The organism is Delftia sp. UME58, assembly GCF_014170385.1.
GTDB classification, from domain to species: Bacteria; Pseudomonadota; Gammaproteobacteria; order Burkholderiales; family Burkholderiaceae_C; genus Comamonas; species Comamonas acidovorans.
Map to the genome: position 1 here is coordinate 61,116 of NZ_LZZV01000115.1, position 13,759 is coordinate 74,874.

Annotated in this window: 14 protein-coding genes; all 14 read right to left on the bottom strand. The window is 67.4% G+C overall.

The window, feature by feature from the left end:
- Positions 1-15 precede the first annotated feature (15 nt).
- The 14 genes from A9976_RS30730 to A9976_RS30795 all read right to left on the bottom strand — a co-directional run bounded on the left by A9976_RS30730 (position 16) and on the right by A9976_RS30795 (position 13,645).
- The gene (locus tag A9976_RS30730; protein ID WP_183022112.1) at positions 16-1,041 is read right to left on the bottom strand and encodes an aldo/keto reductase; all 1,026 of its coding nucleotides are present in this window, start codon (positions 1,039-1,041) and stop codon (positions 16-18) included.
- Between the two features lie 72 nt (positions 1,042-1,113).
- A complete protein-coding gene (locus A9976_RS30735) occupies positions 1,114-2,010 on the bottom strand; it encodes a sugar phosphate isomerase/epimerase (RefSeq protein WP_183022113.1) in 897 nt (298 codons plus the stop codon).
- Between the two features lie 65 nt (positions 2,011-2,075).
- Positions 2,076-2,960, bottom strand: a complete 885-nt coding sequence (locus A9976_RS30740) for a 4-hydroxyphenylpyruvate dioxygenase (RefSeq protein ID WP_183022114.1) — start codon at positions 2,958-2,960, stop codon at positions 2,076-2,078.
- 167 nt (positions 2,961-3,127) lie between these two features.
- Positions 3,128-4,087: a Gfo/Idh/MocA family oxidoreductase gene (locus A9976_RS30745; RefSeq protein ID WP_183022115.1), complete on the bottom strand. Its 960-nt coding sequence runs from the start codon at positions 4,085-4,087 to the stop codon at positions 3,128-3,130.
- An 82-nt stretch (positions 4,088-4,169) separates the two neighbouring features.
- Entirely contained in the window at positions 4,170-5,039 is an 870-nt protein-coding gene (locus tag A9976_RS30750) for a class III extradiol dioxygenase subunit beta (RefSeq protein WP_012206247.1), read from the bottom strand.
- Between the two features lies 1 nt (position 5,040).
- Positions 5,041-5,499, bottom strand: a complete 459-nt coding sequence (ligA, locus tag A9976_RS30755) for a protocatechuate 4,5-dioxygenase subunit alpha (protein ID WP_012206248.1) — start codon at positions 5,497-5,499, stop codon at positions 5,041-5,043.
- A gap of 48 nt (positions 5,500-5,547) precedes the next feature.
- The gene (locus A9976_RS30760; RefSeq protein ID WP_183022116.1) at positions 5,548-6,465 is read right to left on the bottom strand and encodes an amidohydrolase family protein; all 918 of its coding nucleotides are present in this window, start codon (positions 6,463-6,465) and stop codon (positions 5,548-5,550) included.
- Positions 6,466-6,478: 13 nt separating this feature from the next.
- Positions 6,479-7,162, bottom strand: a complete 684-nt coding sequence (gene ligK, locus A9976_RS30765) for a 4-carboxy-4-hydroxy-2-oxoadipate aldolase/oxaloacetate decarboxylase (RefSeq protein ID WP_071956256.1) — start codon at positions 7,160-7,162, stop codon at positions 6,479-6,481.
- Positions 7,163-7,195: 33 nt separating this feature from the next.
- Entirely contained in the window at positions 7,196-8,224 is a 1,029-nt protein-coding gene (locus tag A9976_RS30770; protein ID WP_183022117.1) for an amidohydrolase family protein, read from the bottom strand.
- A 49-nt stretch (positions 8,225-8,273) separates the two neighbouring features.
- Positions 8,274-9,656, bottom strand: coding sequence for an aromatic acid/H+ symport family MFS transporter (locus tag A9976_RS30775; protein WP_183022118.1), 1,383 nt, complete (start codon positions 9,654-9,656; stop codon positions 8,274-8,276).
- A gap of 101 nt (positions 9,657-9,757) precedes the next feature.
- On the bottom strand, positions 9,758-10,882 hold the full coding sequence (locus A9976_RS30780; RefSeq protein WP_183022119.1) for a 4-oxalomesaconate tautomerase: 1,125 nt from the start codon (positions 10,880-10,882) through the stop codon (positions 9,758-9,760).
- 180 nt (positions 10,883-11,062) lie between these two features.
- Entirely contained in the window at positions 11,063-11,581 is a 519-nt protein-coding gene (locus tag A9976_RS30785; RefSeq protein ID WP_183022120.1) for a hypothetical protein, read from the bottom strand.
- Between the two features lie 184 nt (positions 11,582-11,765).
- Positions 11,766-12,785 (bottom strand): tripartite tricarboxylate transporter substrate binding protein, encoded by a 1,020-nt coding sequence (locus A9976_RS30790; RefSeq protein ID WP_183022121.1) that lies wholly within the window; start codon positions 12,783-12,785, stop codon positions 11,766-11,768.
- Positions 12,782-13,645 carry an amidohydrolase gene (locus A9976_RS30795; protein WP_183022122.1) on the bottom strand — a complete coding sequence of 288 codons (864 nt, stop codon included), beginning with the start codon at positions 13,643-13,645 and terminating at the stop codon, positions 12,782-12,784. The genes A9976_RS30790 and A9976_RS30795 overlap by 4 nt, the downstream gene beginning before the upstream one ends.
- Positions 13,646-13,759 lie beyond the last annotated feature (114 nt).

Consider the following 13,759-nt stretch of genomic DNA (forward strand, 5'->3'; position numbering starts at 1 on the left):
CGGCCTGCGGCGTGTTCAGACCGTCTCGAACGCGTATTTTTCCGTGTCCACCTCGCGCTGCGAAGCCACGGCATAGCGGTCGCCCTGGATGCGCTCGGGCTTGAAGAGGTCGTCCAGTTCGGCCAGCAGGGCCGCATCCAGGCGCACGGCGCCGCCGCGCAGGTCTTCGTGCAGGTGGTCCACGCTGGTGGTGCCCGGCAGTGCAATCACATGCTCGCCCTGGTGCAGCACCCAGGCGATGGCCAGCTCGGCCAGCGTGCAGTCGGCGCGCTCGGCGATCGACTGCATGGGCGCGAGCAGTTGCAGGTTCTTCGCATAGGCCTCGGGCGCGAAGCGCGGCATGGCGGCGCGGATATCGCCCTTGACCAGGCCCTCGACCTCCTGGAGCTTGCCGGTGAGGAAGGCGCGGCCCAGCGGGCTGAAGGCCACGTAGGCAATGCCCAGTTCCTTGCAGGCCTGCAGCGTGCCCAGCTCGGCATTGCGCGACCATAGCGAATACTCGCTTTGCAGCGCGGCGATGGGGAAGGTGGCATGGGCGCGGCGCAGCGCGTCGGCGCCGATCTCGGACAGGCCCAGGGCGCGCACCTTGCCCTCTTCCACCAGGCGCGACATCTCGCCCACCGATTCCTCGATGGGCACGCGGCGGTCCCAGCGGTGCAGGTAGTAGAGGTCGATGACATCGGTGCCCAGGCGCTGCAGGCTGTCTTCGCAATTGCGGCGCAGGGTCCTGGGGTGGCCATCGATCACGCGGCGCACCACGCCATCGTCGCCGCGCACGCCGGCCATGCCGCATTTGCTGGCCAGGGTGATGTGGTTGCGGTGGGACTTGAGCACGGGGCCGACCAGGGATTCGTTGGCGCCGAAGCCATACAGCGCCGCCGTGTCGAACAGGGTGACACCGGCGTCCAGCGCCGCATGCAGCACGGCCCTGCCCTGCTCGGGGGACGGCGGATGGCCATAGGCGTGGCTGAGGTTCATGCAGCCCAGGCCGACGGCGCTGACGGAGAAGGGACCCAGGTGGCGTGTGGACAGGTTGGTCATGGTTTTCTCACAGGGAAAAGAAGCAAGGGAGCGGCCAGCGCTCCCTTGCAATGTCGAAGGCCCATTTTGCCGTCAAACCGACGGGCCCCTCACGCCCGTGCGCGCCCAGGCCGGCAGCGGCACGGGCCGGTGCAGCACGTCGTCGTTGAGCCACTGCGCGCTGCGGCGCGCACGCTCGGCCACGGTGTCCAGCGGCAGTTGCTGGTAGTCGTCGTTGAAGACCTCGAAGCTGTAGTCGCCCCGGTAGCCCAGGCGGTCCAGGCGCAGCACCAGGTCGGCCAGGCGCTCGCTGTGCACGCCCTCGCCCGGAAACACGCGGAAGGTGCGCGCCGTGGCCATGCGTTCCTCGAAGGTGGGCGCGTCATGCCACATGAAGTCGGACAGCTGCACCAGGAAGATCTTGTCGCGGTCGATCAGCTCCAGCGCATCCAGCGGCGTCTTGGCGGCCAGGATGTGGAAGGAGTCCAGGCCGATGCCCAGGTTGGACATGTCGGCGCGGCAGACCACGTCCCAGCTGGTGGTGAATTCGTTGACGTTGCGGCCCCAGGACAGCCCCTCGTAGGCGATCTTCACGCCCAGCGGAATGCCCAGCATGGCCAGCTTGCGCAGGTCGCGCGCAATCACGTCGAGGTCGCCCGTGGCATGGCGCGAGGTGGACGAGCAGGCCAGCAGCACGGGGCTGCCGATCTCGGCGCACATCTCCAGCATGGATTTGGCGATGTCCACCTTGTAGTGGTGCAGGTGGTCGGACAGGCCCTCGAAGTCGCGCAGCACCTGAAAGCCCGTGGGCCGCAGGCCGCTGGCGCGCACGGCCGCCGCCGCCGCCTTGACGCCGCCCGGGTGACCGGCCAGGTCGCGCGCACTGAGCATGACCTGGGTGAAGCCCGCGCGCCGTATGGCGTCGAGCTTGGCCTCCAGCGAGCCATTCAGAGTGATGGTGTCCATGCCATAGCTGTCCAGCAAGCCCATGTTGCCCTCCAGGATCGTTGTGTGTATCGGCGGTTGAATCGGACGGCGGCGCGCCAGGCTTTGCACTAGGCGTCGCGGTGCACCAGCTCGAACACCACGGTGCCCATGGCGTTGCGCGTGAGCGCGCCGCGGTCATCGGGGTGCAGGCGGCTCGATTCCACGAACTCCACGCCGCGCTGGCGCAGCGCCTGCACGGCGCCAGGCACGTCGGTGGTGCCCAGGCCGATGCGCTGCAGGCGCTCGGGCATGTCGTCCCACTCCAGGCCCGGATCGGGCTCGATGAGCTGCCACAGGAAGCGCTTGCAGGGGCTGCGCATGAGCTTGCCCTTGGGCAGGATGCCGAAGCGCTGCGCGTCGGGCAGCAGGTGGAAGTCGAACATGCGTTCGAAGTAGGTGATCCAGTCGGCGCTGCGGCCACGCCCTATGTACTGGACCACGCCGAAATAGCCCAGGCCGGCCAGCGCCGGTGGATGGGGATCGGCCCCGGCGACGGGCTTGAAATCGATGTCGTAGATGGAGAACTCCTGCCATCGATCGACAAAATAGAAGCGGCTGCCACCCGGGCCGTGGATGGCCGGGATGTGCAGCTCCATCGCCTGGGCCTGGCTGGGCGCCGCCCAGGCCCCCAGCTCGATGCAGCGCGTATGCGCCTGCAGGGCATCCTGCACGCGCAGCGCCACGGCCGAGATGACGGGCTGCCCGTCCGAGGCGGCATTGGCCAGCGCATCGGCAGCGCCCGCATTGACCACCAGGTTCATGTCCCCCTGCCGGTACAGCGTCACCTCGCGCGAGCGGTGCCGCGCCACGGGGCGAAAACCCAGCCCCTCCAGCACCTGGCCCAGGGCCTGGGGCTGGCTGGTCGTGTACTCGATGAACTCTATGCCGTCGATCCCGAGGCGATTGGACGCCTCGGGCACGTCTTCCCGGCTGCTGGAGGAGGAATCGGTCATTGCGGTACTCCGGGTGGAAACATGATTGTCGCGCCACGCCCAAGTGGCATCGTTCTCTTACGATCAAATACGCGTAAAACTGGCTCGGCCCAACTCAGAGACACCGAGGAAGGGCCGCCCCGCACCGAGGGTGTCGTCCCCCTTTCAGGGGGAAGACGCGAAGCGGCTCAGGGGGTGAGCTGTTTTTCGAGGTCGTGCAGGACCTGATAGCAGGGCAGGACCTGGGCCACGCTGGCATTGGGCTCGCGGCCTTCGCGGATGGCGGCGAAGAACTCGCGGTCCTGCAGCTCGATGCCGTTCATGGACACATCGACCTTGGAAACGTCGATCTTCTCCTCCTTGCCGTTGACGAGGTCGTCATAGCGCGCGATGTAGGTGCCGGTGTCGCCGATGTAGCGGAAGAAGGTGCCCAGCGGGCCGTCGTTGTTGAACGACAGGCTCAGCGTGCAGATGGCGCCATTGGCGGCCTTGAGCTGGATGCTCATGTCCATGGCAATGCCCAGTTCCGGATGGATGGGGCCTTGCACGGCGTTGGCCTTCACGATGGGGCTGCCGGCCTGGTAGGCGAACAGGTCCACGGTGTGGGCGGCGTGGTGCCACAGCAGGTGATCGGTCCAGCTGCGGGCCTGGCCCAGCGCGTTCATGTTGGTGCGGCGGAAGAAGTAGGTCTGCACATCCATCTGCTGGATGTTGAACTCGCCGGCCTCAATCTTCTTGTGCACCCACTGGTGGCTGGGGTTGAAGCGGCGCGTGTGGCCGCACATGGCCACCAGGCCGGTCTGTTTTTGCAGATCGGCCACGGCCTGGGCGTCCTTGAGGCTGTCGGCCAGCGGGATCTCCACCTGCACATGCTTGCCGGCCTTCAGGCATTCGATGGCCTGGGCGGCATGCATCTGCGTGGGCGTGCACAGGATGACGGCGTCCACCTCGGGCAGGGCCAGGCTGTCGGCCAGCTCGGTGGTCACATGCTTGATGCCGTACTTGTCGGCCACTTCCTGGGTCTTGGCCAGCTCGCGGCCCACCAGGGAGACGACTTCCACGCCGGCTATGTTCTTGATGCCGTCCAGGTGCTTGATGCCGAAGGCACCGGCGCCCGCCAGGGCGACTTTGATGGTCTTGTTGCTCATATGAGTCTCCGTAGAGCCGCCTCAAGGAGGCGAAGGCCCCCTCGGGGGGCAGTGAATACACGCAGTGATGAACGTGGGGGCCTCAGCCGTTCTCCAGGATGAGGTGTCCCACGGCCGTATTGGACGCGGGCACATGGTAGAAGCGGTGGTTGACCTTGGGCAGCGGCGCAGGGCCATCCACATCGGCCATGGCGCCGCGCGCGATCAGCCACATCACCAGCTCGATGCCTTCGGAGCCGGCCTCGCGCACGTAGTCGATATGCGGCATCTTGGCCAAACCGGCAGGGTTCTCGATCAGCAGATCCAGGAAGCGGTTGTCCCACTCCTTGTTGATCAGGCCCGCACGCGCGCCCTGCAGCTGGTGGCTCATGCCGCCCGTGCCCCAGATCTGCACGTTCAGGTCTTCGTCGAAGCTTTCCACGGCGCGGCGGATGGCACGGCCCAGGTTGAAGCAGCGCTGGCCCGACGGCACGGGGTACTGCACCACGTTCACGGCAAACGGAATCACCGGGCAGGGCCAGGCGCCCGTGCGCGCATCCTGCTCGCCGCACATCAGCGACAGCGGCACGGTCAGGCCGTGGTCCACGTCCATCTTGTTGACGATGGTGAGGTCGAAGTCCTGCTGGATCACGGACTGCGCAATGTGGCTGGCCAGCTCGGGATGGCCGACGACCTTGGGCACGGGGCGCGGGCCCCAGCCTTCGTCGGCGGGCTGGTATTCGGCGGCCGTGCCGATGGCGAACGTCGGGATGAAGTCCAGGCTGAACGCGGTCGCGTGGTCGTTGTAGACCAGGAAGATCACGTCGGGCTTGTTGTCCTTGAGCCATTGGCGCGAGTGCTCGAAGCCCTTGAACAGCGGCTGCCAATAGGGCTCGTCTGCCTTGCCCAGGTCCATGGCCGCGCCGATGGCGGGCACATGCGAGGTGTAGACGGATGCGGTGATGCGCGCCATGTCAGTTGCCTTCCTTGTTGTTCTTGTCCACGCTGCCGGCCTTGCCCTGCGGCTGGCGGTGGGCCTGGGCATCGCCCTCCTCGCCCACGCGGCGGTTGCCTTCGGCCGAACGGCCTCCGCCCACCATCATGTTGCGGTATTCCTCTTCGGACATGCCGGTCATGGAGCCTGCCATCTGCTGGAAGCTCTTGCCGTCCGTGGCGCCGATCTTGGCCAGGAAGTAGATGTTGCCGCCCGTGCGCATGCACCAGTTGAGGTCGCGGGCAAGCACGGCCTGCTTCTGTTCCTCGCTCATGGCCCATTCGTCCAGGTAGGCACGTTCGTCGGCCTTGAAGCGCTCGCGGTTCTCGGCCTTCATCAGCGACATGCAGAACTGGTTGAGCCAGTAGCCTTTGCGGGACTGCTCGGCATCAAAAATGATGGTGCCGGGCACGTCCAGATAGGGTTTGTCCAATGCCATGGATATCTCCTTGAATATGTCCGGCACCCAGGCCGGACATGGTCGCCTTCAGGCCTCTTCGGGCCAGTACAGGCGCATGGGGTTGTCCACCAGCAGCTTCTTCTGCAGCTCGGCAGTCGGTGCAATGTGCGGGATGAAATCGACCAGCAGGCCGTCATCGGGCATGTGGTCCTTGAGGTTGGGGTGGGGCCAGTCGGTTCCCCACAGCACGCGGTCGGGGAACTCCTCGACCACGCGGCGGGCGAAGGGCACCACGTCACGGTAGGCCTTTTGCTCGCCGTCCAGCGCCTTGGGGCCGGTGACGGACAGGCGCTCTGGGCAGCTGACCTTGCTCCAGACGTTCTGGTGCTCGCGCATGAACCTGAGGAACAGCTCGAACTCGGGGCCGTCCACGGGCTTGTTCACATCGGGGCGGCCCATGTGGTCCACGACCACGGTGGTGGGCAGGCTGGTGAAGAAATCCCACAGCTCGGGCAGGTCCACGGCCTCGAAGTAGATGACCACGTGCCAGCCGAGCTTGGCGATGCGGCCCGCGATCTCCAGCAGCTCGTCCTTGGGCGTGAAGTCCACCAGGCGCTTGACGAAGTTGAAGCGCACGCCGCGCACGCCGGCGGCGTGCAGCTCCTGCAGTTCCTCATCGGTCACGCTGCGGCGCACCGTGGCCACGCCGCGCGCCTTGCCGTTGGCGGCCTTGCAGGCATCGACCATGGCGCGGTTGTCGGCGCCGTGGCAGGTGGCCTGCACGATGACGTTGCGCGCAAAGCCCAGGTGGTCGCGCAGCGCGAACAGCTGCTGCTTGCTGGCGTCGCAGGGCGTGTACTTGCGCTCGGGCGCGAAGGGGAATTCATCGCCAGGGCCGAAGACGTGGCAGTGGGCATCCACAGCGCCTGCCGGCACCTGGAACTTCGGCTTGGAGGGGCCGGCGTACCAGTCCAGCCAGCCGGGGGTCTTCTCGAAATTGCTCATGCGCTTCTCCTCCTCAATCGATATAGCGCAAGCCGGCCTTTTCCAGGGGCTCGCGCATCTTGTACATGTCCAGGCCCAGCACGCCGGAAGCCAGCTTGGCGCGCTTCTCGCCCTCGAAGCTTTCGCGCTTTTGCGCGGCTTGCAGCGTGGCGGCGGCCTTGGCGGCGGGTACGCAGACCACGCCGTCATCATCGGCCACGATCACGTCGCCGGGCGTGACCCACATGCCTGCGCAGACCACGGGGATGTTGACCGAGCCCAGCGTGGCCTTGATCGTGCCCTTGGAGGAGATGGCGCGGCTCCACACGGGGAAGTTCATTTCCTGCAGCGTCTTCACGTCGCGCACGCCGGCGTCGATGATCAGCGCACGCGCGCCGCGCGCCTGAAAGCTGGTGGCCAGCAGGTCGCCGAAGTAGCCGTCCGTGCATTCCGAGGTCACGGCCGCGACCACGATGTCGCCGGGCTGGATCTGCTCTGCGGCCACATGCATCATCCAGTTGTCGCCGGGCTGAAGCAGCACGGTGACGGCCGTGCCCGAGACCTGCTGGCCCGCGTAGATGGGACGCATATAGGGCTTGAGCAGGCCCACGCGGCCCATGGCCTCGTGGACGGTGGCCGAGCCCAGGGCGGCCAGGCCGTCGGCGGCCGCGCGGTCGGCGCGCTGGATGTTGCGGTAAACCACACCGAGTTCGTACATGGTGTTCTCCTTGGATCTGTGGTGGCGGCCTGCTTACAGGCCCTTGTGCTTGAGGGCGGCGTCCAGGCGCGGGAACACGCGGCGCGCGTTGCCTTCGTAGACCTGGTAGCGCTCCTCTTCGGTGAGGTTGGCCGTGGCCTCGATGTAGCGCTTGGTGTCGTCGTAGTAATGGCCCGTGGTCGGGTCGATGCCGCGCACGGCGCCGATCATCTCGCTGGCGAACAGGATGTTCTTGACCGGGATCACCTTGGTCAGCAGGTCGATGCCGGGCTGGTGGTAGACGCAGGTGTCGAAGAAGATGTTGTTGAGCAGGTGCTCGTCCAGCAACGGCTTCTTGAGCTCCTGCGCCAGGCCGCGGAAACGGCCCCAGTGGTAGGGCACGGCGCCGCCGCCATGGGGGATCAGGAACTTGAGCGTGGGGAAGTCCTTGAACAGGTCGCTGGTCAGGCACTGCATGAAGGCCGTGGTGTCGGCATTCAGGTAGTGGGCGCCCGTGGTGTGGAAGCACGCGTTGCAGCTGGTGGAGACGTGGACCATCGCGGGGATGTCGTACTCCACCATCTTTTCGTAGATGGGATACCAGGAGCGGTCCGACAGCGGGGGCGAGGTCCAGTGGCCGCCTGAAGGGTCGGGGTTCAGGTTGATGCCCACGTTGCCGTACTGCTCCACGCACTTGACCAGTTCGGGGATGCAGGTGGCGGGGTCCACGCCCGGCGACTGCGGCAGCATGGCGGCCGGGATGAAATGCTCGGGAAACAGCTCACTGACGCGAAAGCACAGCTCGTTGCAGATGGCGGCCCAGGTGCTCGATGTCTGGAAGTCGCCGATGTGGTGGGCCATGAAGCTGGCGCGCGGGCTGAAGATGGTGAGATCGGAGCCGCGCTGCTTCATCAGCTTGAGCTGGTTGGTCTCGATGGTCTCGCGGATCTCGTCGTCGCTGATCTTCAGGTCGCTGGCCCTGGGGGCCTTGGACGGGTCCTTGAGGCCTGCGATCTGCAGGTCGCGCCAGGCGCCCAGGGCCGCGGGCGCGGTGGTGTAGTGGCCGTGTACGTCGATGATCATCGGATGGTCTCCTGCGTCTTTATGGGGTGGGAATGTGTCAGTGGAGGGGTCAGTGGAGGGGTGCGGCAGGCGCCGCGCCGCCTTGCGGCTCGGGACTGCTGTACTGCTTGATGATGAGGGCGGCCATGGCGATCACGCCCGGAATGGCCACCACGGCAAAGATCTCGCTGAAACCCAGCTGGCGCGCCGACAGCTCGGCCACCAGGAAGGAGCCCGCGATGCCGCCGAAGCGCCCGATGCCCAGCATCCAGGCCACGCCCGTCGCACGGCCACGCGTGGGGTAGTAGGCGGCGGCCAGCGCCGGCATGGACGATTGCGCGGTGTTCATGATGGTGCCGGCCAGGAAGACGGCCACCACCAGCCAGCCCAGGTGGCCGGCCGTCTGGCCTATCCACCAGATCGAGGCCGCCGTCAGCGCATAGCCGATGGCGATGATGCGGTTGGCATTGAAGCGGTCCATGAGCCAGCCGAACAGCACGGCGCCCACGCCGCCCAGCGGGAACAGCGCGGCCACCAGGGTGCCGGTCTTGGGGTCCAGGCCCGCTTCCTTGAACAGCACGGGCATCCAGTTCATCAGCGCGTAGAAGATGACCAGGCCCATGAAGTAGGCGATCCACAGCATGATCGAGCCCACCCGGTACTCGCGCGACAGCACCACGCCCATGCCGCTGCTGGCCTGGGATTCGGGCTGGGGCTTGGACTCGGTCAGCACGAAGCGCTGCACGCCCTGCACGGCATCACCGGCAATGCGCGCCAGCACCTTGCGGATGCGCTCGGCCGGGTAGTTGTTGGCCACCATGTGGCGCACCGACTCGGGCAGCAGCACGACCAGGGCCACCAGCAGCAGCAGCGGCGCGGCACCGCCCAGGATGAGCACGCTGCGCCAGCCGAAATGCGGGATCATCCAGGCCGCCAGAAAGCCGCCGAAGGCCGCGCCCAGCGGAAAGCCGCAGAACATGGCGTTGGTCAGCGTGGCGCGGCGCGAATCAGGGCAGTACTCGCTCATCAGCGTGACGGCATTGGGCATGGCGGCGCCCAGGCCCAGGCCGGTGACGAAGCGCAGCACGGCCAGCGTCCAGATGTCGGGCGAAAAGCCCGAAGCCAGGCAGGACACGGCAAACACCGCCACCGAACCCACCAGCACGGTCTTGCGGCCCAGCCGGTCAGCCAGCGGACCAGAGAACAGGGCGCCTGCGGCCAGGCCGAACAGCGCCGCGCTGAGCACGGGCGCCAGCGCAGGCTTGCTCACGCCCCACTCGCCGATCAGCGAGGGCGCGATGTAGCCGATGGCCGCCGTGTCAAAGCCGTCGAGCAGGACGATCAGGAAACACAGCGCAAAGATCACCCACTGGAATCCCGAAAACGGGTGCTCGTTGAGCAGGGTCTGCACATTGACGCCGGTTGCTGCGGCGTCCTTCTGGACGGATGTCATGACTTGTCTCTTCCACTGTCTCTCAGCCTGGCGGATACCGCATCTGCGCGCGCGAGCCGCCCCTTGCACTGCAGGGGCCGGCAAGCCCCTGCGCTGTTTCTTCAGTCCTGCCTGCGGCCGTCCCAGGCCGAGCGCGGCACCATCACTTCGCCGCGCATCAGCAGGCGCGCCGTGCGCAGCAGGGCCGCCTTGGTCACCACTTCGGGATGGGCCGGATCGCTGTCCAGCGTGACGCTGAACTCGCCCGTGGGATGCTCTACCGAGACGGTGAGCGGACCCGTGCCCTGCTGCAGCTGCGCCACGCCCTCGCACACGGTGCCCGGCATCTTCACGGCCGTACCCACGGTGACGGCTGCCAGCACGCCGATGGCGTCATGGCAGACGTGGGGGATGAAGCTGCGCGTGGTCAGCGCGCCGCCATGCCGGGGCGGCGCGATCAGCGTCATCTTGGGGTAGTTCTTGGCCGAGACATCGCCCAGGCCCATGGTCCGGGAGATCTGCAGGCGCAGCGCCTCGATGCGGCGCTTGAGGTCGGTGTCGGCGTTGAGTTCGGCCACGGTCTCCAGGCCGGTGGCGCCCACGTCGGCGGCCTTGAAGATCACCAGCGGCATGCCGTTGTCTATGCAGGTGACGTCGAGCGTGAAGGGCTCGAACCCCTCGCCCGTGACCGTGACCGTGTCCCGGGGCTTGCCCGTGGGCAGCAGGCCCGAGCAGACCGATCCGGCCGTGTCCAGGAAACTGATCTCGATGGGTGCCGAGCTGCCGGGCGCGCCGTCGATGCGGGCCGAGCCTTCGTACTCCACCTGGCCGCCGGGCGTCTGCACGGTGATGTCGGCCGCCATGCCGGTGTTCAGCGTCAGCACGCGGAAGGTGCTGGTCTCGCCGCGCGAGGAGACCATGCCGGTCTCCAGCGCAAAGGGAACCACGCCGGCCAGCATGTTGCCGCAGTTGGGCGTGGTGTCCACCGTGTCCTTGTCGGGCTGCAGCTGGGCGAAGAGGAATTCGAGGTCGATGCCCTCCTTGTCGGAGAGGCTGACGATGCCGACCTTGCTGGTCAGCGGATGCGCGCCACCCACGCCGTCGATCTGCCGCTTGTCGGGCGAGCCCATGGCCGCGAGCAGCACGCGGTCGCGCGTGGGCAGGTCGGAGGGAAGATCGGTGGCCCGGAAGAAGGGGCCCTTGGAAGTACCGCCCCGCATCAGCAGGCAGGGAATGGCCGTTTGCATGGCTGTCTCTATCAGTATGGGTATGACAGCTATTGTGAGCATGGCGCGGGCCGGGCACCACTGAGCAAGCCCGCTAGCAGCTATAGCAAACCGGCATAGCCCAATGCCAGGCCTGGGCCACAGACTGCGACGCCCGAGCGCCGCAACTGCTTGATACAACTTATTTTTATGCGGTGCCGCTCAATCGCGGCCATGGCCCCGGCCGCGATCATGGTCATGCCCGCGGCCGCGGTGGTCGTCACCACGCCCGCCATGGCGATCGTGGCGATCGTCACGGTCCCAGCGGCGGTCATCGCGGCGGTGTTCCCATTCACGGTGGCGGCGCTCCTCGCGCCAGCGAGGATCAGGCCGCGGTGGCCCGGCGTGCCAGTGCGGCGGCGGGTTGCGCAGGAAGTACACCGGGCGGCCGCAGGCGCCGTAGCGGGCGCAATGCTTGCCCCAGTGCTTGGCGTGGCCCGGGGGCACCCACATGTAGACAGGCGGCGGAGCCATGGGGGCCGGCGCAATGATCACGGGGCGCTGGTACAGCAGCGCTGGCGGCGGCGCGTTGCCGATGTCCACGGTGCCGTAGACGCCCGGTGCCAACTGGCCCGAGACCGAGCCGCTGATGTAGGTCTGCGCCTGGGCCGCAAGGGCCGAGCAGGCCAGCGCAAGGGCGGCCGCGGCGCGCAAGGTGGATCGCAAGGTGAGCAGGGCCATGTTCTTTTGAAGTGGGTGAAACAGGAAAGGCCCCGTTTCTACCAAGCGCGCGGGGCCGCGTGGGCCGCTGCGCCTGAAAAGGTGTAAGAACCCGTTCAAGCCAGCGCCCGTTCCTGTTCAACGCGCCAGGGCTGCCTGCGGTGTACAGCAGACCGCAATGGTCCGGCTTCTGGCCTGCACGCGCTCAGTCCAGCTTGAGCCGGGAATCCTTCACCACCTTCTGCCATTTGGCGATCTCGGCGCGGCGGAAGGTCTCCAGCTCGGCCGGCGTGGAGCCTATGGGCTCGGCGCCTATGCCAGCCAGCCGCTCCACGATGGCGGGCTCGCGCAGTACCTTGGCCAGCACCGTGGACAGCCGGTTCACGATGGCGGGCGGCGTGCCGGCCGGCGCAAAGATGGCGTTCCATTCATAGGTCTCGTAGCCGGGCACGCCCGACTCGGCAATGGTCGGCAGCTCGGGCGCAGCCTTGGAGCGCTCCAGCCCGCCCACGGCCACCGCGCGCAGCTTGCCGGTCTTCACGTGCTGCCAGGCCGAGCCCATGCTGGCAAACATCAGCGGCACCTGGCCCGACATCACATCCATCATGGCCGGGCCGCCGCCCTTGTAGGCCACATGGTGCAGCTGCGTCCTGGCCAGCAGGTTGAACAGCTCGCCCGCCAGGTGCTGGGCCGAGCCCGGGCCTGCGGACGCAAAGTACAGATGCCCGCCCGCCTCGGAGCGGCCGGCCTGGATCAGGTCCTGCACGCTCTTGATGGGGGACGACGGCGCCACCACCAGCACATTGGGCACGCGCAGCAGCAGCGACACGGGTGCAAAGGCCTTGAGCGTGTCGAACTGCATGCGCGCGTGGATGGCCGGGTTCTGCGCGTGGTTGGAGGCATCGAGCATCAGGGTGTAGCCGTCGGGCTGGGCCTTGGCCACCTGGGCGCCGCCGATCATGCCGCCTGCCCCGCCGCGGTTCTCGATCACCACGGGCTGGCCCAGCTCGGCAGACAGCCTGGGGCCGATCAGGCGCGCCACCACATCGACGGTGCCGCCCGGCGGATAGGTCACGACCAGGGTGACGGGGCGCTCGGGGTAGCTGGCCGCTGCAGCCGCTGCAGTCGCTGCAGCCGCAGCAGCCGGCGCGGCCATGCCGGCAACGGCCCAAAGCAGGCCTGCGGCCGCCCACAGGCTGGCGGTGCGTCTGGACAGGGAATTCATGGTGTGTCTCCTTGGTTTGGCATGTCGTTTTGGAATCGGAACAGCGCGAAGGCGGTGCGGCCCAGCACGGCCTGCAGGGGGCCGGCATCGTCCAGCCAGGCCTGCAGCCAGCGCACGGCCGCCGGATAGCTGGCCTGGCCGGCGTGCTGCGTGTGCGGCCAGTCGCTGCCCCAAAGCAGTCGCCCGGCCGTGAAGGCCTGCAGCAATTGCACGGTGGCCTGCCGGCCCGAGGCGGCGCAGTCGGCGGCCTGCCAGATGCGGTAGGGCGCGGATAGCTTGACCCACACACGGCCGCTGTCGGCCTGCTGCAGCAGATGGCCAAAGCCCGGATCGCGCACGCCCAGGGCCGGGTCAGGACGACCGAAGTGGTCAATCACCACGCGGCAGCCGGCTGCCAGCAAGGCGGGCAGCAGGTCCGGCAAGCGCCCGGCCTGCAGGTGCAACTCCACATGCCAGCCCAGGGTGTTGGCCTGCTCCAGCACGCGGCGCCAACCGGGCGCATTCAGATCGGGCAAAGGCAGGCCGATCAGGTTCAGGCGCATGCCCACCACGCCGGCATCGGCCAGGGCCTGCAGTTGTTCATCGCCCGTGCTCTCATCCACCACGGCCACGCCGCGCAGGCGCTGCGGCTGGGCGCGCAGTGCCTGGAGCAGGTAGCTGTTGTCCGTGCCCAGAAAGCTGGGCTGCACGAGCACGCCATGGGCCAGCCCATGCGCGTCCAGGTGCTCCAGATACGTGGCCAGGGCCGCATCTGCGTCGGGCGCGTAGCGGCGCACATCGGGCATGGGCAGGCCACGCTCGAAGACATGGGCGTGGGTATCGACGCTGGACGCAATGGCGAACCGGGGCACGGCAGACACGGGACGAACTCCTTGTGGGTTGCGCCATGCAAGGCGCGGCGCTGGGGGCATGGGGCCGGATTCTAGGAACGGGGGGTATATATTTCCATTCTTCAAAATGGATTTATTCATACT

Excerpts from the sequence above, each read along its gene's own strand:
- A9976_RS30730 (WP_183022112.1), bottom strand. The coding sequence starts at position 1,041 with ATGACCAACCTGTCCACACGCCACCTGGGTCCCTTCTCCGTCAGCGCC.
- A9976_RS30735 (WP_183022113.1), bottom strand. The coding sequence starts at position 2,010 with ATGGGCTTGCTGGACAGCTATGGCATGGACACCATCACTCTGAATGGC.
- A9976_RS30740 (WP_183022114.1), bottom strand. The coding sequence starts at position 2,960 with ATGACCGATTCCTCCTCCAGCAGCCGGGAAGACGTGCCCGAGGCGTCC.
- A9976_RS30745 (WP_183022115.1), bottom strand. The coding sequence starts at position 4,087 with ATGAGCAACAAGACCATCAAAGTCGCCCTGGCGGGCGCCGGTGCCTTC.
- A9976_RS30750 (WP_012206247.1), bottom strand. The coding sequence starts at position 5,039 with ATGGCGCGCATCACCGCATCCGTCTACACCTCGCATGTGCCCGCCATC.
- ligA (WP_012206248.1), bottom strand. The coding sequence starts at position 5,499 with ATGGCATTGGACAAACCCTATCTGGACGTGCCCGGCACCATCATTTTT.
- A9976_RS30760 (WP_183022116.1), bottom strand. The coding sequence starts at position 6,465 with ATGAGCAATTTCGAGAAGACCCCCGGCTGGCTGGACTGGTACGCCGGC.
- ligK (WP_071956256.1), bottom strand. The coding sequence starts at position 7,162 with ATGTACGAACTCGGTGTGGTTTACCGCAACATCCAGCGCGCCGACCGC.
- A9976_RS30770 (WP_183022117.1), bottom strand. The coding sequence starts at position 8,224 with ATGATCATCGACGTACACGGCCACTACACCACCGCGCCCGCGGCCCTG.
- A9976_RS30775 (WP_183022118.1), bottom strand. The coding sequence starts at position 9,656 with ATGACATCCGTCCAGAAGGACGCCGCAGCAACCGGCGTCAATGTGCAG.
- A9976_RS30780 (WP_183022119.1), bottom strand. The coding sequence starts at position 10,882 with ATGCAAACGGCCATTCCCTGCCTGCTGATGCGGGGCGGTACTTCCAAG.
- A9976_RS30785 (WP_183022120.1), bottom strand. The coding sequence starts at position 11,581 with ATGGCCCTGCTCACCTTGCGATCCACCTTGCGCGCCGCGGCCGCCCTT.
- A9976_RS30790 (WP_183022121.1), bottom strand. The coding sequence starts at position 12,785 with ATGAATTCCCTGTCCAGACGCACCGCCAGCCTGTGGGCGGCCGCAGGC.